23 protein-coding genes are annotated in these 16,979 nt (G+C 61.8%); 3 read left to right on the plus strand and 20 right to left on the minus strand.

Translation table 11 applies throughout. The annotated features are described in order from the left end of the window. Positions 1 to 57 precede the first annotated feature (57 nt). Complete coding sequence (locus SKZ59_RS27485) at positions 58 to 546, plus strand: hypothetical protein (RefSeq protein ID WP_034753861.1); 489 nt, start codon at positions 58 to 60, stop codon at positions 544 to 546. Positions 547 to 638: 92 nt separating this feature from the next. Here SKZ59_RS27485 and SKZ59_RS27490 read toward each other — a convergent pair whose 3' ends face one another. Further along, entirely contained in the window at positions 639 to 896 is a 258-nt protein-coding gene (locus SKZ59_RS27490; RefSeq protein ID WP_319993530.1) for a hypothetical protein, read from the minus strand. Between SKZ59_RS27490 and SKZ59_RS27495 the strand changes: the two genes are divergently transcribed. Together SKZ59_RS27495 and SKZ59_RS27500 are read left to right on the plus strand one after the other, a co-directional pair. Beyond that, the gene (locus SKZ59_RS27495; protein ID WP_319993531.1) at positions 895 to 2,547 is read left to right on the plus strand and encodes a DUF885 domain-containing protein; all 1,653 of its coding nucleotides are present in this window, start codon (positions 895 to 897) and stop codon (positions 2,545 to 2,547) included. The genes SKZ59_RS27490 and SKZ59_RS27495 overlap by 2 nt on opposite strands. A 171-nt stretch (positions 2,548 to 2,718) precedes the next feature. Then, entirely contained in the window at positions 2,719 to 3,186 is a 468-nt protein-coding gene (locus SKZ59_RS27500) for a hypothetical protein (RefSeq protein ID WP_070303740.1), read from the plus strand. Positions 3,187 to 3,270: 84 nt separating this feature from the next. On the opposite strand, the gene tatC is transcribed toward SKZ59_RS27500, so the two are convergent. The 19 genes from tatC to SKZ59_RS27595 form a co-directional block, all read right to left on the minus strand. After that, the gene (gene tatC / locus SKZ59_RS27505) at positions 3,271 to 4,026 is read right to left on the minus strand and encodes a twin-arginine translocase subunit TatC (RefSeq protein ID WP_319993532.1); all 756 of its coding nucleotides are present in this window, start codon (positions 4,024 to 4,026) and stop codon (positions 3,271 to 3,273) included. Continuing rightward, positions 4,023 to 4,556 (minus strand): Sec-independent protein translocase protein TatB, encoded by a 534-nt coding sequence (gene tatB / locus SKZ59_RS27510; RefSeq protein ID WP_319993533.1) that lies wholly within the window; start codon positions 4,554 to 4,556, stop codon positions 4,023 to 4,025. The genes tatC and tatB overlap by 4 nt, the downstream gene beginning before the upstream one ends. A gap of 48 nt (positions 4,557 to 4,604) precedes the next feature. Continuing rightward, positions 4,605 to 4,841, minus strand: a complete 237-nt coding sequence (gene tatA / locus SKZ59_RS27515; protein ID WP_034753854.1) for a Sec-independent protein translocase subunit TatA — start codon at positions 4,839 to 4,841, stop codon at positions 4,605 to 4,607. An 80-nt stretch (positions 4,842 to 4,921) separates the two neighbouring features. Then, the gene (locus SKZ59_RS27520; protein WP_072457432.1) at positions 4,922 to 5,293 is read right to left on the minus strand and encodes a histidine triad nucleotide-binding protein; all 372 of its coding nucleotides are present in this window, start codon (positions 5,291 to 5,293) and stop codon (positions 4,922 to 4,924) included. Positions 5,294 to 5,308: 15 nt separating this feature from the next. Continuing rightward, positions 5,309 to 5,680 (minus strand): phosphoribosyl-ATP diphosphatase, encoded by a 372-nt coding sequence (locus tag SKZ59_RS27525; protein ID WP_319993534.1) that lies wholly within the window; start codon positions 5,678 to 5,680, stop codon positions 5,309 to 5,311. After that, positions 5,677 to 6,114, minus strand: coding sequence for a phosphoribosyl-AMP cyclohydrolase (gene hisI / locus SKZ59_RS27530; protein WP_034753847.1), 438 nt, complete (start codon positions 6,112 to 6,114; stop codon positions 5,677 to 5,679). The genes SKZ59_RS27525 and hisI overlap by 4 nt, the downstream gene beginning before the upstream one ends. A 33-nt stretch (positions 6,115 to 6,147) precedes the next feature. Next, on the minus strand, positions 6,148 to 6,909 hold the full coding sequence (hisF, locus tag SKZ59_RS27535; RefSeq protein ID WP_034753845.1) for an imidazole glycerol phosphate synthase subunit HisF: 762 nt from the start codon (positions 6,907 to 6,909) through the stop codon (positions 6,148 to 6,150). 60 nt (positions 6,910 to 6,969) lie between these two features. Then, on the minus strand, positions 6,970 to 7,743 hold the full coding sequence (gene hisA / locus SKZ59_RS27540) for a 1-(5-phosphoribosyl)-5-[(5-phosphoribosylamino)methylideneamino]imidazole-4-carboxamide isomerase (RefSeq protein WP_034753842.1): 774 nt from the start codon (positions 7,741 to 7,743) through the stop codon (positions 6,970 to 6,972). A gap of 55 nt (positions 7,744 to 7,798) precedes the next feature. Then, complete coding sequence (gene hisH / locus SKZ59_RS27545) at positions 7,799 to 8,437, minus strand: imidazole glycerol phosphate synthase subunit HisH (protein ID WP_072457435.1); 639 nt, start codon at positions 8,435 to 8,437, stop codon at positions 7,799 to 7,801. A gap of 35 nt (positions 8,438 to 8,472) precedes the next feature. Then, entirely contained in the window at positions 8,473 to 9,063 is a 591-nt protein-coding gene (hisB, locus tag SKZ59_RS27550) for an imidazoleglycerol-phosphate dehydratase HisB (protein WP_010402123.1), read from the minus strand. 19 nt (positions 9,064 to 9,082) lie between these two features. After that, positions 9,083 to 10,177, minus strand: coding sequence for a histidinol-phosphate transaminase (hisC, locus tag SKZ59_RS27555; RefSeq protein WP_319993535.1), 1,095 nt, complete (start codon positions 10,175 to 10,177; stop codon positions 9,083 to 9,085). Positions 10,178 to 10,210: 33 nt separating this feature from the next. Continuing rightward, positions 10,211 to 11,125 (minus strand): site-specific DNA-methyltransferase, encoded by a 915-nt coding sequence (locus SKZ59_RS27560; protein ID WP_319993536.1) that lies wholly within the window; start codon positions 11,123 to 11,125, stop codon positions 10,211 to 10,213. Then, the gene (gene hisD / locus SKZ59_RS27565) at positions 11,122 to 12,447 is read right to left on the minus strand and encodes a histidinol dehydrogenase (RefSeq protein ID WP_319993537.1); all 1,326 of its coding nucleotides are present in this window, start codon (positions 12,445 to 12,447) and stop codon (positions 11,122 to 11,124) included. Before hisD ends, SKZ59_RS27560 begins: the two co-directional genes overlap by 4 nt. Positions 12,448 to 12,473: 26 nt before the next feature. Next, positions 12,474 to 13,142 (minus strand): ATP phosphoribosyltransferase, encoded by a 669-nt coding sequence (gene hisG / locus SKZ59_RS27570; protein WP_070219646.1) that lies wholly within the window; start codon positions 13,140 to 13,142, stop codon positions 12,474 to 12,476. Positions 13,143 to 13,154: 12 nt separating this feature from the next. Further along, complete coding sequence (murA, locus tag SKZ59_RS27575) at positions 13,155 to 14,405, minus strand: UDP-N-acetylglucosamine 1-carboxyvinyltransferase (RefSeq protein WP_034753826.1); 1,251 nt, start codon at positions 14,403 to 14,405, stop codon at positions 13,155 to 13,157. Between the two features lie 4 nt (positions 14,406 to 14,409). Next, on the minus strand, positions 14,410 to 14,646 hold the full coding sequence (locus tag SKZ59_RS27580) for a BolA family protein (protein ID WP_034753824.1): 237 nt from the start codon (positions 14,644 to 14,646) through the stop codon (positions 14,410 to 14,412). Between the two features lie 58 nt (positions 14,647 to 14,704). Continuing rightward, positions 14,705 to 15,466 carry an ABC transporter permease gene (locus SKZ59_RS27585; RefSeq protein WP_034753822.1) on the minus strand — a complete coding sequence of 254 codons (762 nt, stop codon included), beginning with the start codon at positions 15,464 to 15,466 and terminating at the stop codon, positions 14,705 to 14,707. Continuing rightward, complete coding sequence (locus SKZ59_RS27590) at positions 15,463 to 16,380, minus strand: ABC transporter ATP-binding protein (protein WP_072457445.1); 918 nt, start codon at positions 16,378 to 16,380, stop codon at positions 15,463 to 15,465. Before SKZ59_RS27590 ends, SKZ59_RS27585 begins: the two co-directional genes overlap by 4 nt. Positions 16,381 to 16,591: 211 nt before the next feature. After that, a complete protein-coding gene (locus SKZ59_RS27595; protein WP_034753819.1) occupies positions 16,592 to 16,939 on the minus strand; it encodes a lipid asymmetry maintenance protein MlaB in 348 nt (115 codons plus the stop codon). Positions 16,940 to 16,979: the final 40 nt, after the last annotated feature.

Below are 16,979 nucleotides of genomic sequence, written 5' to 3' on the forward strand. Positions count from 1 at the left end.
GAGCGGGGCCACCGCGTTCCATGCGATGATCCATTTTCCCTGTTGCCCTCCCACGCCATGACCGACTACATCGCCACCAGCGCCGGCCAGCGCGCCACCTTTTTGTGCGGCAAATCCTGGACCGCCTATGTCAGCACCTTCCTCATTGCCGTGCTGCTATTTTTTGCCGCCCTGCCGCTGGCCTTCAAGTACAACACGCGCGCCGCCTTCGTCGTGCTGATCGGCTCGGCCCTGATCGTCGGCTACCGCCTGCTGACGATACGCAGCTACCAGCTGTACTACGATGAGGCGGGCGTGTGGCTGGCGTCCGGCATCTTGCCGTGGAAAAAGAAACTGACGGGCGTCAAATGGCGCGACATGGATGAAGCCGTCTATGAAACGAACTTCTGGAGCTGGCTGTTCCAGTCCTACACGGTGCGCGTCAGCCAGCGCTACACGCAGGAAACGGAAATCCACGCCACCGGCATGGCGCGCGGCAAGGATGCCGTGGCGGCCATCAATGCGCGCCACCAGGAACTGCTGCACGGCAGCGCCATCGTCGTCTAGCGCCGCAGGGGCAATTAGTGCTAATCTTTGGGCCGCCCAGGCAAGCAAGGCCAACCTTTCAATAGTCGTTTGTTACTTATATTATCAGTTTATTATTTTCTGATGATGGCAAACGACAAAATATTCAAGAGATAAACTATGCTGATAAAAAATAAAGTTGCGCTCGCCGCATTGATGATGGCTTTTACCCTGACACCGGCCAGCGCCGCGAAGAAGCCGCAGAAAAACGGCAAGGCCAGCACCAGCAGCAGCAAGAAGAAAACTGTCGCCAAGAAAGCGGCCGTCGTCACGGCGGCAACGGCAGCCACGGTCGCGGCCGTCGCCAGCGAGAACAGCAGCGACCGCTCCATGAATAACCTGAGCGGCCAGTTCCTCACGGCCCTGTGGCGCCTGGACCCGGAAAGCGCGATTTCCGTCGGCAAGTACGATGGCGCCGCCAACCTGAGCATTCCCGACGCGGCCAACCGCCAGAAGCAACTGGCCTTCATCGAAGAATGGCTGGGCAAGTTCGGCAAGCTGAATGCCGGCAAAATGTCGGACAAGCAGCGTACCGACCTGGCCTTGCTGACGAATAAACTGCAATCGGACCGCTGGTATCTGACCACCTTCCGCGAATTCGAATGGAATCCCGCCCAGTACAACGTGGCCGGTTCCATCGACTTCATCCTGAACACGGAATATGCGGCCCAGCCGCAGCGCCTGCGCACCTTGCTCAAGCGCATAGCCACCGTGCCGCAATACTATGCGGCCGCGCGCGCCAGCATCGTCAACCCCACGCGCGAACACACGCAGCTGGCCATCGCACAGAGCGCAGGCGTGCTCAGCGTGCTTGACGACTTGAACAAGACGGCACAGGGTTCCATCCTGACGCCGGCGGAAAAACAGCTATACAACGCGCGCATCGCTGCGGCCCGCACGGCCGTGCAAGGCTATGCGGCCTGGCTGACGGAACAGGATGCGGCGCTGGCGCAGAACGGCAATGCGCGCTCCTTCCGCATCGGCAAGGATCTGTACGAACAGAAATTTGCCTACGATATCCAGGCCAGCGTGAGCGCCGAGCAGATGTACCAGAAAGCCCTGGCCGCGCGCGAAAAGCTGCTCGAGCACATGGATAGCCTGTCCGACGAGTTGTGGGTAAAAACCATGGGTGCCACGGCCAAGCCGGCGGACCGCACGGCAAAGATCGGCATGGTGATCGACAAGCTGTCGAGCAACCACGTGGCTGCCGCCGATTTCGTGCCGGAAATCCGCCGCCAGATTCCCGAGCTGCAGGAATGGGTGACCAGTCACAACCTGCTGACGATGGACCCGAAAAAGCCCCTCGTCGTGCGTGAAACGCCCGCTTACCAGCGCGGCGTGGCCGGCGCCAGCATCGAGGCGCCCGGCCCGTACCGTCCGCAAGACCGCACCTATTACAACGTGACGCCGCTCGATGGCGAAACGCCGGAACAGGCGGAAAGCAGCTTGCGCGAATACAACCACTGGATCTTGCAGATTCTGAACATCCACGAAGCCATCCCCGGCCACTACACGCAGCTCGTGTATGCCAACAAATCGCCGTCCCTGGTCAAGTCGATCTTCGGCAACGGCGCCATGATCGAAGGCTGGGCCGTGTATGGCGAGCGCATGATGCTCGAATCGGGCTATGGCAACAACGCGCCGGAAATGTGGCTGATGTATTCGAAGTGGAACTTGCGCAGCGTCACCAACACCATCCTCGATTACAGCGTGCACGTGCTGGGCATGACGGAAGCGCAAGCGCTCGATCTGCTGACGCGCCAGGCCTTCCAGACCCAGCGTGAAGCGAAGGAAAAATGGCGCCGTGTGCAGCTGAGCTCGGTGCAACTGACCAGCTATTTCAGCGGCTACAGCGAAATCATGGACTTGCGCGAACAGCGCAAGCAAGCGCTGGGCAGCAAGTTCGTGCTGAAGGATTTCCACGAGCAATTCCTCAGCTACGGCAGCGCGCCCGTGAAAGTCATCAAGGAACTGATGAATTAACTCGTACGCATCCTCTCCTTGCAAAGGGCGCCGCGGCGCCCTTTTTGCATGCGTTTGCGCCACCGCAAACCGCCGGCGTGCCTGTCCATTACGCTGACGGGAAGGCAGGCGCCACCGCACTCCTCACTGGCAATTGCCGATTTTCCTGCTACGCTGGATACAGGAGCGTCCATGCATATGCCCATCCAGTTCGACACCCTTGATTACGCCAAACGCCTTGCCTCGGCCGGCGTGCCCACGCAGCAGGCGGAAGCCCATGCGACGGCGCTGGGCGACGTACTGGGTTCGGCCGTCGTCGTGCATGGCGAACTGGCGGCGCTCGAGCGCAATCTGCTGGGGGAAATCAAGCTGGTGTCGCACAACGTCGATACCAAGGTGGGCGCGCTGGAGTTGAAGATCGATGCGCTGGAGCTCAGACTCGATACCCGGATCGATGCACTGGACCTGAAACTCGATACGAGGATCGATGCGCTGGAGCACAAATTCGATACCAAATTAGACGCCTTGGAACACAAATTCGACGCCCGTCTGGAACGCCTGGACTTGCGCCATGGCGCGGACATGAAACACGTGTACTGGATGATGAGTACCCTGATCCTGCTCAATCTGGGCATACTCAGCAAACTGATGCTGCAGTAAGCACCTGCTAACTGATCTGGCAATAAAAAAGCCGCTGCTCCCGAAGGAGGCCAGCGGCTTTTGCTTGCGCGTCTTGCAAACCGTCTAGGACGCTTCTTCCGGCGCCTGCGTGGCCTTGACGAAGATGGGCGCTACCAGCAGGCCCAGCTCGAACAGCAGACACATCGGGATGGCCAGCGAGAACTGGCTGACCACGTCCGGCGGCGTGACGATGGCGGCAATCACGAAGGCGCCGACGATGATGTAGGGACGCACTTCCTTGAGTTTCGCAATAGAAACAATGCCCATGCGCACGAGGATCACCACCACCACGGGCACTTCGAACGTGGCGCCAAAGGCCAGGCACATCGACATGACGAAATCGAGGTAGTTTTCGATATCGGGCGTGACCGCGATCGACGATGGCGAAAAGTCGCTGATGAAGTGGAAGACGCGGCCAAACACAAAGAAATAGCAGAAGGCCACGCCAGACATAAACAGCAGGGAAGACGAAATGACCAGCGGCGCGATCAGGCGCTTTTCATGCGTGTACAGGCCGGGGGCGATAAATGCCCACATCTGGTACAGCACCCAGGGCAAGGCGACGATAAAGGCGATCACCAACGTCACTTTCATCGGTACGAGGAACGGTGAAATGACGCCGGTGGCGATCATTTTCGAGCCGGCCGGCAGCGAGGCGATCATCGGCGCCGCGATAAAATCGTAGATCTGCGAGGGGCCGGGCCAATAGAACAGCACGGCGCAGACGACGGCGATGCCGATCGACGCCTTGACCAGGCGGTTGCGCAGCTCGACCAGATGCGAGATAAAAGTTTCTTCCACCGGGGATTTGCTACTCATGAGTAAAAGGAGGAGGAACTGGCGCGCGGACGGAAGCGCGCCACGCGGGCGGCCGCCGACTGCACGTGCAGCTTGCCGCCATGGCGCTGCTTGTACCAGCCAGGGATGGCGGAATTGCGCACCAGCTTCTTGCGGCGGAATTCGCGCGCCTTGCGGGCCAGGTCTTCATTGGTGGCACGCAGCATGGCTTCATGGGCATCGTGATGCCCGTCATACGCACTGGCATCGCCGCGCCAGGCGTTTTCCACCTCGGCCAGGTTGCCCGAGATCGAATTTTCCACGCCATGCATGGATTTCTCCACGCTTTGCTTGACGGAATGGGCCGCATCCTGCACTTCCTTCTGCAGGTTTTTCAGCTCTTCCATTTCAATTTCGCGCGAGACTTCGGATTTCACCTGGTTCAGGTAGCGTTGCGCGCGGCCATACAGGGTACCGGCCATGCGCGCCACTCTCGGCAACTTTTCAGGGCCGATGACTATCAACGCAACCACGCCGATGATGGCGATTTTAGAGAGACCGAGATCGATCATAAGCGGACAAGGGCCGTTACCGGACGAGGCAAGCGCCCCGCCACGCTATCAGGACTTGCTTTTCTCTTTCGTCTCGACGTCGATGGTGCTTTTGTCGGCCACTTGCGATGGCGCAGCAGGAGGGGTATTGGCTGCCGGGGCGTCATCTTCACCCTTGACGCCATCCTTGAAGCCTTTGACGGCCTTGCCGATATCACCGCCGATATTGCCCAGTTTCTTGGTGCCGAAGACCAGCATCACAATGACCAGAACGATCACCCAGTGCCAAATACTCAATGAACCCATCACATTCTCCTTGCGGGACGGTGCCCGAATAGCGTCAACCAATGCCGGTAGTATACACGTGAACCCGGCGCGCAGCGAAATCAGTGTTGGCCGCGCCAGGGACGGGGACCGCCGTACACGTGCATGTGCAGGTGATACACCTCTTGCCCGCCGTTCGGGCCGCTGTTGATCATGGTCTTGAAGCCGCCGGCGGGCGCGCCATCGGCGTCATACGTGACGGCGCAACCGAACTCGGCAGCAAGTTTCGGCGCCAGGCGCAGCAGCTTGCCCAGCATGTCCGTATGGCTGTCGTCGCAATCGGACAGGCTGGCCACGTGGCGCTTCGGGATCAGCAGCAGGTGCACGGGGGCGGCCGGGTTGATGTCCTTGAAGGCCAGCAAGTCCTCGTCTTCATACACGATGCTCGAGGGAATTTGTTTTGCGGCAATCTTGCAGAAAATACAGTTATCCACGCATGCTCCAGTAGGTCAGTGTTTGTCTGTTTCGCCGGCGTCGCGCAACTCATCCTTGCGTGCCGCCTTTTCTTCGAGACCCGACAGGCCTTCGCGGCGTGCCAGCTCGTCAAGTACCTGCTGCGGCGTCAGGTCGAACTGCGCCAGCATCACCAGCGAGTGGAACCACAGGTCGGCGCATTCGTACAGCACCTTCGACGGATCGTTGTCGCGGCGCGCATCCTTGGCGGCCATCACGGTTTCCGTGGCCTCTTCGCCGATTTTTTTCAAAATCGCGTCATCGCCGTTGGCAAACAGGCGCGCGACATACGACGTGGCGGGGTCGCCGCCATTGGCCAGCTTGCGCGATTCGATCACGGCAGCCAGGCGCTTCAGGGTTTCGCTCATTTGCTCTTGCTTTCCGCGTAAATCGTCTCAGGGTCTTTCAGGACGGGGTCGGTGACTTGCCATTCGCCCGTTTTTTCGTCGCCTTCGAATTTCTGGAAGAAGCACGAATGGCGGCCCGTATGGCAGGCGATGCCGCCCGCCTGCTCGATTTTCAGCAAGACCACGTCTTCATCGCAATCGAGGCGGATTTCCAGCACCTTTTGCGTGTGGCCCGACTCTTCACCCTTGTGCCACAGTTTCTTGCGCGAACGGCTCCAGTACACGGCTTCGCCCAGCTCCACCGTGCGCGCCAGCGCATCGCGGTTCATCCAGGCGAACATCAGCACGTCGTTGCTGCCCGCTTCCTGCGCGATCACGGGCACCAGGCCGTGCTCGTCCCATTTGACCTTTTTCAGCCACTTGGCATTGCTTGCTACGATGGTTCCGTTTTGCATGTTCTTCTATCCTGCTGATTTTATTGCTTGTATTTACGCCAGGCGCATGGGGATGCCCTGCTGCGCCATGAAACGCTTGGCTTCCTGCACCGTGTGCTGGCCATAGTGGAAGATGCTGGCGGCCAGCACGGCGTCCGCGCGGCCCACCTTGATGCCGTCGACCAGGTCCTGCAAGCCGCCCACGCCGCCCGAGGCGATGACGGGAATGCTGACGGCGTCGGACACGCCGCGCGTCAGGCCCAGGTCGAAGCCGACTTTGGTGCCGTCGCGGTCCATGCTGGTGAGCAAGATCTCGCCGGCGCCCAGGCTTTCCATTTTACGCGCCCATTCGAACGCGTCCAGGCCCGTGGCGGTGCGCCCGCCATGGGTAAACACTTCCCATTTGCCGGGCGACACCTGCTTGGCGTCGATGGCGACGACGATGCACTGCGAGCCGTGCTTTTGCGACGCCTCGTACACGAGCTGGGGATTCGTCACGGCCGAGGTGTTGATGCTGACCTTGTCGGCACCCGCATTGAGCAGCCGGCGCACGTCTTCCACCACGCGCACGCCGCCGCCCACCGTCAGCGGAATGAACACCTGCGACGCCACGGCTTCGATGATGTCGAAGATCAGGCCGCGGTTGTCGCTGGACGCGGTAATGTCGAGGAAAGTGATTTCATCGGCGCCCTGCTCGTCATAGCGGCGGGCGATTTCCACCGGATCGCCGGCGTCGCGCAATTCCGTGAAATTGACGCCTTTGACGACGCGGCCATTGGTCACGTCGAGGCAGGGGATGATACGTTTTGCAAGCATGATGGTATCCAGATTGTCGCCAGGCCAGGGCGTGCGCAGGCACGCTCCCGGCCGGCAGGCTTAAACGGCGGCGTCGGTCAGTTCGTCGGCGCGTTCTTGCGCCTGCGCCAGGTCGATCGTGCCTTCATAGATGGAACGGCCGCAAATCACGCCTTCGATGCCTTCGGCCTGGACCGCGCACAGCGCTTCCACGTCGCCGATATTGTGCAGGCCGCCCGAAGCGATGACGGGGATCTTGACGGCTTGCGCCAGCTTGACGGTGGCGTCGATATTGATGCCGCCCATCATGCCGTCGCGGCCGATGTCCGTGTAGATGATCGATTCGACGCCGTAGGCTTCGAATTTTTTCGCCAGGTCGATCACTTCGTGACCCGACATCTTGCTCCAGCCATCCGTTGCCACCTTGCCATCCTTGGCATCGAGGCCGACGATGATGTGGCCGGGGAAGGCGCTGCAGGCATCGTGCAGGAAGCCGGGGCTTTTCACGGCCGCCGTGCCGATGATGATGTAGGTGATGCCGGCGTCGAGGTAGCGCTCGATGGTGTCGAGGTCGCGGATGCCGCCGCCCAGCTGCACGGGGATTTCCTCGATGTCGTTTTCCACGGCGAAATCTTGCACGGCCTTCAGGATGGCTTTGACGGCGCCCTCGTTCTTCGGCTTGCCGGCAAAGGCGCCGTTCAGGTCGACCAGGTGCAGCCGGCGCGCGCCTTGCATCAGCCAATGGCGGGCCATGTCGGCCGGGTCTTCGGAAAATACGGTGGCAAGTTCCATATCGCCTTGTTTCAGGCGTACGCAGTGACCGTCTTTCAGGTCGATGGCGGGAATGAGCAGCATGGTCAGTGTGATTTAAAAGTGAGTGAGAGGCGGAAAAAAAGCCGGAGAGCTAACGTTAAGGTTGCCAGTGAACGAAGTTCTTGTACAGCTGCAAGCCAGCGGCAGCACTTTTTTCAGGGTGGAACTGTGTGGCGAAAATATTATCACGGGCGACGGCGCAAGCGAACGGCGCACCATAGACAGTCTCGCCCACCGTGTGCAACGCTTCTTGAGGTTGAGCAAAATAGCTGTGCACAAAGTAAAAATAGGCGTTGTCGGCGATACCATCCCACATGACATGGGACGCCGTTTGCCGCACTTGGTTCCAGCCCATTTGCGGCACCTTGAAGCGCGAGCCATCTTCCTGCACCTGGCCGTCGAGCTGGAAACGCACGACTTTGCCGGGCAGCAAGCCCAGACCGGCCGCGTCGCCCTCTTCGCTGCCGTCGAACAGCATTTGCTCGCCGATGCACACGCCCAGCACGGGCTTGCTATCGGCGGCGCGCAGCAGCGCTTCGAGCACGCCCGATTCGCGCAGGCTGCGCATGCAGTCGGGCATGGCGCCCTGGCCCGGCAAGACGATGCGGTCGGCGCTGTCGATGTCTTGCGCCAATCCGGAAATGCGCACATCGGCTTCGGGCGCCACGGCACGCAGCGCTTGCGCCACCGAGCGCAAATTGCCCATGCCGTAATCCACCACCACAATTTTATTCATGTTTGATCTCGGAATCTACAGTGGTTCGCGGGCGCTTACAGGCTACCCTTGGTCGATGGAATGATGCCGGCCGCGCGCTCGTCGAGCTCGGCAGCCATGCGCAGCGCGCGGCCAAAGGCCTTGAACACGGTTTCGCATTGATGGTGGGCATTCGTACCGCGCAGGTTGTCGATATGCAAGGTCACGCCCGCATGGTTGACGAAGCCGCGGAAAAATTCCAGGGTCAGGTCGACATCGAAGCCGGCGATCATGGCGCGCGTAAACGGGATGTGGTATTCGATGCCCGGGCGGCCCGAGAAATCGAGCACCACGCGCGACAGCGCCTCGTCCAGCGGCACGTACGCATGGCCGTAGCGGCGGATACCCTTCTTGTCGCCAATGGCCTTGGCCACGGCCATGCCCAAGGTGATGCCCACGTCTTCCACCGTATGGTGGTTGTCGATATGCACGTCGCCCGTCGCTTCGATATCGAGGTCGATCAAGCCGTGGCGGGCGATCTGATCCAGCATATGGTCGAGGAAGGGCACGCCAGTGTTCAGCTTTTGCTGGCCGGTGCCATCGAGGTTGAGGGCGACGCGAACTTGCGTCTCATTGGTGTTGCGCGTGATTTCTGCGGTGCGGTTCATGGGAGGCTCTGGCGGTAGGCTAAACGAGGGATGCCTTGAAGGCATCGTAAAAAAGGGAATTTTCTTCCGGGGTGCTGATGCTGATGCGCAGGCAATTGGCCAACGCAGCATGCATTTTACTCATATTTTTAATTAAAACCCGGCGGGCAAGCAGTTTTGCGCAAACATCGTCGGAATCAGCCACACGAATCAGAAGAAAATTTGCCTTCGAGGGAAATACCGTCACGCCGGGCAGCTGCGCCAAGCGCAGCGCCAGGTCGTCGCGCGCGCTGTTGAGCAGGTCCGCCTGGGCATTCAACACATCGAGGTGATCGAGCGCGAATTCGGCCGCCGCCTGCGTCAGCACGTTCACATTGTACGGCGGGCGCACTTTCTCGAATTGCGCCAGCAGGGCCGGCGCGGCCGACATGTAGCCGAGGCGGATGCCGGCCAGACCCAGTTTCGACACGGTGCGCATCACCACCAGGTTCTCGAACTCGGGCAGGCGGCCCATGAAGCTGTGCTGCGCGAACGGCTCGTAGGCTTCGTCGACGACGGCGATGCCCGTGTCGCCGAGCGCCGCGAGGATGCGCTCGATATCGGCGCTGGCAAACAGGTTACCCGTCGGGTTGTTCGGATAGGCGAGGAACACCAGCGCCGGGCGGTGTTCTTCGATGGCCGCCAGCATGGCCGGCATGTCCAGGCTGAAATCGGCCTGCAGAGGCACGCCGACGAAATCCATGCCGGCAAACTGCGCCGAGCGTGCATACATGACGAAGGCGGGAACGGGCGCGAGCAGCACGGCGCGCTTGCCCGGCTCCTGGTGCGCGCACGCCATGGCCAGGATGGAAATCAGTTCATCGGAGCCGTTGCCCAGCATGACGTCGTAGCCGGCGGGCACGCCCAGTTTGGCGCAGATGGCCGCCTGCAGACTGGCGTACGACGGCGGATAGCGGTTCAGCGCCACGGCGGCCAGGCGCGCGCCCAGTTCCTCGCGCAGATGCGGCGGCAGCGGATACGGGTTTTCCATCGCATCGAGTTTGATGTAACCGCTGGCATCGGCGACCTGGTAGCTTTTGACGGCCCGCACATCGGCGCGCACGGTGTTGCTGATTAACTGATCGAGGAAAGACATGCTGCAAACACTCCTGATGAAATTAAGTGGAGACTAAATGACGACGTCTTCCGGCACGGCGGCGCTGCGCGCCTTGCGGGCCGGCGCTTTTTTCACGGCGGGCGGCTTTTTGGCCGCCGCCGGTTTCTTCGCTGCCGCCTTGGCGGGCTTGGTCGCGGGCGGTGCTGCCAGCTCCTGCGTCAACGCCGCCAGGCGCTGTTCGATGATGGCGCAGTAGTCGGGATTCAATTCAAAGCCGACAAAATCGCGCCCGCAGCGCTTCGCCGCCAGCGCCGTGGTGCCGCTGCCCATGAACAGGTCGAGCACCACGCCGCCGGGCGGGCACGACGCCTTGACCATGCGCTCGATGATTTCGAGCGGCTTTTGCGTCGGGTGGTCGGCCCGTTCCGGGTGTTCCTTGTGCAGGCGCGACACGCTCCACAAGTCTTTCGGGTTGTAGCCCACTTCCAGCCATTTGGCGCCGATGAAGATCGAGCGCGAACGGGCTTTCTTGGTGGCCGCGTCGTAGGCGATGCGCACCGCGTCAAGGTCGAAGTAGTAATCCTTGCGCTTGACGAAGAAGCCGATGGTGTCGTGCACCGATGAAAAGCTGCGCACGCTGCCGCCCATGGACGGCACGCGGCGGTCCCAGATGATTTCATTCATCATCGCCATGCGCTGTTTCAGCATGACGAAGATCTCCGGCGAATAGCGCCAGGTGAGGAAGATATACAGGCTGCCGTTGGCTTTCAGCTTGGGCAGCGCCGCATCGATCCACTGTTCCGTCCAGCGCAGGTAGTCGGCCACCGACTGCTGGTCCGAGGCATTGCCGTAATCCTTGCCCAGGTTGTACGGCGGATCCGTCAGGATCAGGTCCACCGAACCATCGGGAATGCGCGCCAGCCCCGCCAGCGCATCTTCGCAATAGACCCGGTTGACCCAGTCCGGCTGCTCCGCCAACTTCGTCATGGCTGCGGCTTCAGGCGCAGTTCGGCGCTGCGCGCGTGCGCCTGCAAGCCTTCGCCATACGCCAGGGTGGCGGCGACACGGCCCAGGGTTTGCGCGCCCGCTTCACTGACGTGAATGATGGACGAACGCTTCTGGAAGTCGTACACGCCCAGCGGCGACGAAAAGCGCGCCGTGCGCGACGTCGGCAGCACGTGGTTGGGACCGCAGCAATAGTCGCCCAGCGATTCGGACGAGAAGCGCCCGAGGAACATGGCGCCCGCGTGGCGGATCTGCTCGGCCCACTGCTGCGGGTTTTCCGCCGAGATTTCCAGGTGCTCGGCCGCGATGGCATTGGCGATCTCGCACGCCTCTTCCATGCTGCGCACCTTGATCAGGGCGCCGCGGTCGGCCAGCGAGGTGCTGATGGTGGCCTGGCGCGGCATCGTCGGCAGCAGCTTGGCGATGCTCTCTTCCACTTTCGCGATGTAGTCCGCGTCCGGGCACAGCAGAATCGCCTGCGCCAGTTCGTCGTGCTCGGCCTGCGAAAACAGGTCCATCGCGACCCAGTCCGGGTCCGTCGTGCCATCGCACAGCACGAGGATTTCGGAAGGCCCGGCGATCATGTCGATGCCGACGATGCCGAACACGCGGCGCTTGGCGGCGGCCACATAGGCGTTGCCGGGGCCGACGATTTTATCGACGGCGGTGATGCTCTGTGTTCCATACGCCAGTGCGCCGACGGCTTGCGCGCCGCCGATGGTGATCACACGCGTCACGCCGGCGATCGCGGCGGCGGCCAGCACCATCTGGTTTTTCACGCCATCGGGCGTCGGCACCACCATGATGATTTCGCCCACGCCCGCCACGTGCGCGGGAATGGCGTTCATCAGCACGGAGGACGGATACGCGGCCTTGCCGCCCGGGACGTAGATGCCGACCCGGTCCAGCGGCGTGATCTTCTGCCCCAGCACCGTGCCATCGGGCTCGGTGTAGGTAAAGCCGCGCAGTTCTTCGCGCTGGCGTTCGTGGAAGGCACGGATGCGCTGGGCGGCGATCTGCAGCGCTTCGCGCTGCGCCGACGGCAAGCCGTTCAGGGCCGCCTGCAATTCGGCTTGCGAAATATCGAAGGCCGCCATTTCCGCCGCGCCGCCATGCGGGATGCGGTCGAAACGGTTCGTGTATTCCAGTACGGCGGCGTCGCCGCGCGTTTTCACGTCGGCCAGGATTTTTGCGACCGACGTTTCAATCGCCGCATCGGTGCCCGCCTCGAACGCCAGCAAGGTGTCGAGCGATTGTTGGAAACCATCCTGGCTTGAATCGAGCTTGCGTATCTGTATCGGCATAATCGGCTTTCTGCTACTGAAGGTGTCTAGGCTTGCGAAGCGCGTTCAAACGCCTCGATAATCGGCTGCAAGCGCTCGCGCTTGAGCTTGAGCGCAGCCTGGTTGACCACCAGGCGCGACGAAATTTCCATGATGTGCTCGACTTCGACGAGGTTGTTCGCGCGCAGGGTGCTGCCCGTGCTGACCAGGTCGACGATGGCGTCGGACAGGCCGACCAAAGGCGCCAGCTCCATCGAGCCATACAGCTTGATCAGGTCGACGTGCACGCCCTTGGCGGCGAAGTGTTCGCGCGCCGTGTGCACGAACTTGGTGGCCACGCGCAATCGCGCGCCCTGGTGCACGGCCTTTTCGTAGTCAAAACCGGCCTGCACCGCCACCGACATGCGGCAAGAAGCGATATTCAGGTCGATCGGCTGGTACAGGCCTTCGCCGCCGTGTTCGAGCAAGACATCCTTGCCCGCCACGCCGAAATCGGCCGCGCCGTACTGCACGTAGGTCGGCACGTCGCTGGCGCGCACGATGATGACGCGCACGTTCGGATCGTTGGTGGCCAAAATCAGCTTGCGCGAGGTCTCCGGGTTTTCCAGCACCTTGATGCCGGCCGCTTCCAGCAGCGGCATGGTGTCCTCAAAAATGCGGCCTTTCGACAGCGCCAGGATCAGCTGGGAGCTGTCACCGTTGTTCGATCCGTTCATGCTCGTTCCTTGTTATTTGATGCGTACGATATTCGCGCCGACGGCCGACAGCTTCACTTCCATGCGGTCATAACCGCGGTCGAGGTGATAGATGCGGTCGATCAGCGTTTCGCCATCGGCGGCCAGGGCCGCGATCACCAGCGACGCCGACGCGCGCAGGTCGGTCGCCATCACGGGCGCGCCGCGCAGCTGCTTGACGCCGGCGATGATGGCCGTGTTGCCTTCGATGGTGATGTCGGCGCCCAGGCGGTTCATTTCCTGCACGTGCATGAAGCGGTTCTCGAAGATCGTCTCGGTGACGCGGCTGGCGCCATTGGCGATCGTGTTCACGGCCATGAACTGCGCCTGCATGTCGGTCGGGAAGCCCGGGTATTCCGTCGTGCGGAAGCTGACGGGGTTCGGGCGGGCCGACATCTCGGCGCGGATCCAGTCGGCGCCGAAGGTCATCGTCAGGCCCATGGCGCGCAGCTTGTCGAGCGCAGAGTCGAGGATGTCGGTGCGCACGTTGCGCAGGGTGATATCGCCGCCGGTGGCCGCCACGGCGCACAGGAAGGTGCCCGTTTCGATGCGGTCGGCGATCACCGCGTGCGAGGCGCCGTGCAAGGCGTCCACACCCTGGATCACCAGGCGGCTGGTGCCGATGCCGTCGATCTTCGCGCCCATGGCCACCAGCAGGTGGGCCAGGTCGGTCACTTCCGGTTCGCAGGCGGCGTTTTCCAGGATGGTCTCGCCTTCGGCCAGGGTCGCGGCCATCAGCAAATTCTCGGTGCCGGTGACGGTGATCATGTCGGTGACGATGCGCGCGCCTTTCAGCTTGGCGCACTTGGCGTAGATGTAGCCCGCCTCGATGCGGATTTCGGCGCCCAGCGCTTCCAGGCCCTTGATGTGCTGGTCGACGGGGCGCGAACCGATGGCGCAGCCGCCCGGCAGCGAGACCTTGGCTTCGCCGAAGCGCGCCAGCATGGGGCCGAGCACGAGGATCGAGGCGCGCATGGTTTTCACCAGTTCATACGGCGCTTCCAGGGTGTCGATGGCGCTGCCGTTGAGCACCACGCGGTCGCCGTCCTGCCGCACTTTCAGGCCCGTCTGGCCCAGCAGTTTCAACATCGTGGCCACGTCGTGCAGATGCGGCACGTTGGTCAGATCCAGGTCGCCCGCGGTCAGGAGACCCGCGCACAGGATGGGCAGGGCGGCGTTTTTCGCGCCGGAGATGGCGATGTCGCCGTTCAGGCGGTTGCCGCCGTTGATGAGGAGCTTGTCCATGTGCTTATCCTTGGAATTCTTCAGGTGTCAGGGTTTTCATCGACAGCGCGTGGATTTCCTCGCGCATGCGGTCGCCCAGCGCCGCGTAGACGATCTGGTGGCGCTGGATCAGACGCTTGCCGGCAAACGCGGGCGAGACGATCACGGCCTGGAAGTGCTGGCCATCGCCCTCCACTTCGAGGTGCGTGCATTCGAGGCCGGCCGACAGATAGCCGTGGATCAGTTCTGGAGTGGTGGTCACGATAAGTCCTTGATATTGAATAATGTAGTGATGTGATATGCCGCAATCAACGGCGCAATTAGTGTCGCAGTCGGTAGCCGCTTTTCAGCAGGCGGATCGACGCCAGCGCCAGGATCACGAGGAAGCCGGCGACGATGGAAAGACTGAGCCACGGGCTGACGTCGGACACGCCGAAGAAGCCGTAGCGGAAGCCGTCGATCATGTAGAAGAAGGGGTTCAAATGCGATACCGTCTGCCAGAAGGCGGGGAGCGAGTGGATCGAATAGAACACGCCCGACAAGAAGGTGGCCGGCATGATCAGGAAGTTCTGGAAGGCGGCCAGCTGGTCGAATTTCTCGGCCCAGATACCGGCGATCAGGCCCATGGTGCCCAGCATGGCGGCGCCGAGAAACGCGAAGACGACGATCCACAGCGGCGCGACGAACGACAGGTCGGCGAACCAGCACGTGATGGCGAACACGCCAAAGCCCACGGCCAAGCCGCGCGCGACGGAAGCGAGTACATACGCCGAGAAGATTTCCCAGTGCGACAGGGGAGTGAGCAGCACGAACACCAGGTTGCCCGTGATCTTGGACTGGATCAGCGAAGACGAGGAATTGGCGAACGCGTTTTGCAGCACGCTCATCATCACCAGGCCGGGAATCAGAAAGGCCGTGTAGCTGACGCCGGGACTCGGCTCGACGCGGCCGTCGAGCACATGGCCGAACACCAGCAGGTACAGCATCGACGTGAGCACGGGCGCGGCCACGGTTTGCGTCGCCACTTTCCAGAAGCGCAGCGTCTCTTTGTAGACGAGGGTGCGAAATCCTGTCGAAATCATACGGTACCTTTATCCATGATCTGCAAGAAGATATCTTCCAGGTCGGCTTGTTGCAATTGCATTTCATCGATCTCGGCACCCGCTTCGCGCAGGCGGGCGAGGATTTTCTCGACTTCGCTGTATTCGTTGACGCGCAGGCTGAACTTGTTCGGCGCCTGCTGTTCTTCCGCATGCAGCACCAGGTGCCGCAGGTCGTCCGGCAGGCTGCCGTTTTTGAGGTGCACCTGCAGTTGCGAGCCGGCGATGCGGCGGATCAGTGCCGACATGGTGTCGAGCGCCACCACCTTGCCCGTCTTCAGCATGGCCACGCGCTGGCACATGGCTTGCGCCTCTTCCAGGTAGTGGGTGGTCAAGACGACCGTGTGGCCGCCTTCGCGGTTCAGGCGCGAGATGAACTTCCACAAGGTCTGGCGCAGTTCCACGTCGACGCCGGCCGTCGGTTCATCGAGCACGATGACAGGCGGCTTGTGCACCAGCGCCTGCGCCACGAGCACGCGGCGCTTCATGCCGCCGGACAGCGCGCGCATATTCGTGTCGGCCTTGCCGGTCAGGTCGAGGTTTTCCATGACCTCGTCGATCCACTTGTCGTTGTTCGGCAGGCCGAAATAGCCGGACTGCAGGCGCAGGGTTTCGCGCACGGTGAAAAACGGATCGAACACCAGTTCCTGCGGCACCACGCCCAGGTTGCGGCGCGCGTTGCGGAAGTCCTTGACCACGTCGTGGCCATGGATCTTGACGGTGCCCGCGTCGGGGCGTATCAGGCCGGCGATGATGGAAATGAGGGTGGTCTTGCCGGCGCCGTTGGGACCGAGCAGGCCGAAAAACTCGCCTTCTTCGATGGCCAGCGACACGCCGCCCAGCGCCTTGAGCGATTTATAGCTCTTTTCTACATTCGTTATTTGAATTGCGGTCATGTGCTTGTTTCAAGTGTAATGCGTCTGGTGTGATGCGCCAGTTGCCGGAGACATCGAGGCCGGCAGGCCGGTGCAGGGCGCCACCTTCAGGCGAGGACGGCGCAACAGTCAATTATAGTTGGAAAATTCGTGGAACACTTGGAGATCAATCCGGCGGCGCTGCTGGCCTGCCGGCTTGAAAGCTACTGCTGATGCGGGGAGTGGGACAGGATCAATGATGATGCAGGTCGGACGGGCTGCGTTCGGCGTGGCCGCCGGCGCTGGCGCAGTCGTCAGCCGTCAACGTGCTCGAGACGAGCGAGCAGACGCCATACAGCTTGGTGAGGTTTTTCAGGTTGTTCGGCAGGTTTTTCAGCTCCAGCACGGCGCCGGCATCCTGCGCGGCGCGCTGCCACGTCAGCATGACGGAAACGGCGGCCGAATCGACAGCCTTGACGTTGCGCAAGTCGAACTTCGTCTGACCCGAGCGGATGGCGTCCAGACCCTGCTCCAATGCCGAAGTGGCATTGTGCACGGTCAGGGAAGTCAGGGACTGCAAGGTGTCGAGAGAGTCGGGCATGGCGTCGGGCTGCGCTGGTCTGGAGCTGGGTCAGGAGCTA

Origin of the sequence: Janthinobacterium sp. GMG2, assembly GCF_033949445.1 — a bacterium.
Lineage (GTDB): Bacteria > Pseudomonadota > Gammaproteobacteria > Burkholderiales > Burkholderiaceae_D > Janthinobacterium > Janthinobacterium aestuarii.

Bases quoted from the DNA above. Each gene is read 5' to 3' on its own strand.
- SKZ59_RS27485 (WP_034753861.1), top strand. From the start codon at position 58: ATGACCGACTACATCGCCACCAGCGCCGGCCAGCGCGCCACCTTTTTG.
- hisA (WP_034753842.1), bottom strand. From the start codon at position 7,743: ATGCTGCTCATTCCCGCCATCGACCTGAAAGACGGTCACTGCGTACGC.
- tatC (WP_319993532.1), bottom strand. From the start codon at position 4,026: ATGAGTAGCAAATCCCCGGTGGAAGAAACTTTTATCTCGCATCTGGTC.
- hisD (WP_319993537.1), bottom strand. From the start codon at position 12,447: ATGCCGATACAGATACGCAAGCTCGATTCAAGCCAGGATGGTTTCCAA.
- SKZ59_RS27500 (WP_070303740.1), top strand. From the start codon at position 2,719: ATGCATATGCCCATCCAGTTCGACACCCTTGATTACGCCAAACGCCTT.
- tatB (WP_319993533.1), bottom strand. From the start codon at position 4,556: ATGATCGATCTCGGTCTCTCTAAAATCGCCATCATCGGCGTGGTTGCG.
- hisC (WP_319993535.1), bottom strand. From the start codon at position 10,177: ATGTCTTTCCTCGATCAGTTAATCAGCAACACCGTGCGCGCCGATGTG.
- SKZ59_RS27525 (WP_319993534.1), bottom strand. From the start codon at position 5,680: ATGAGCGAAACCCTGAAGCGCCTGGCTGCCGTGATCGAATCGCGCAAG.
- hisF (WP_034753845.1), bottom strand. From the start codon at position 6,909: ATGCTTGCAAAACGTATCATCCCCTGCCTCGACGTGACCAATGGCCGC.
- hisB (WP_010402123.1), bottom strand. From the start codon at position 9,063: ATGAACCGCACCGCAGAAATCACGCGCAACACCAATGAGACGCAAGTT.
- hisI (WP_034753847.1), bottom strand. From the start codon at position 6,114: ATGCAAAACGGAACCATCGTAGCAAGCAATGCCAAGTGGCTGAAAAAG.
- hisH (WP_072457435.1), bottom strand. From the start codon at position 8,437: ATGAATAAAATTGTGGTGGTGGATTACGGCATGGGCAATTTGCGCTCG.
- murA (WP_034753826.1), bottom strand. From the start codon at position 14,405: ATGGACAAGCTCCTCATCAACGGCGGCAACCGCCTGAACGGCGACATC.
- SKZ59_RS27590 (WP_072457445.1), bottom strand. From the start codon at position 16,380: ATGACCGCAATTCAAATAACGAATGTAGAAAAGAGCTATAAATCGCTC.
- tatA (WP_034753854.1), bottom strand. From the start codon at position 4,841: ATGGGTTCATTGAGTATTTGGCACTGGGTGATCGTTCTGGTCATTGTG.
- SKZ59_RS27495 (WP_319993531.1), top strand. From the start codon at position 895: ATGAATAACCTGAGCGGCCAGTTCCTCACGGCCCTGTGGCGCCTGGAC.
- SKZ59_RS27560 (WP_319993536.1), bottom strand. From the start codon at position 11,125: ATGACGAAGTTGGCGGAGCAGCCGGACTGGGTCAACCGGGTCTATTGC.
- hisG (WP_070219646.1), bottom strand. From the start codon at position 13,142: ATGAACGGATCGAACAACGGTGACAGCTCCCAGCTGATCCTGGCGCTG.
- SKZ59_RS27595 (WP_034753819.1), bottom strand. From the start codon at position 16,939: ATGCCCGACTCTCTCGACACCTTGCAGTCCCTGACTTCCCTGACCGTG.
- SKZ59_RS27585 (WP_034753822.1), bottom strand. From the start codon at position 15,466: ATGATTTCGACAGGATTTCGCACCCTCGTCTACAAAGAGACGCTGCGC.
- SKZ59_RS27490 (WP_319993530.1), bottom strand. From the start codon at position 896: ATGGAGCGGTCGCTGCTGTTCTCGCTGGCGACGGCCGCGACCGTGGCT.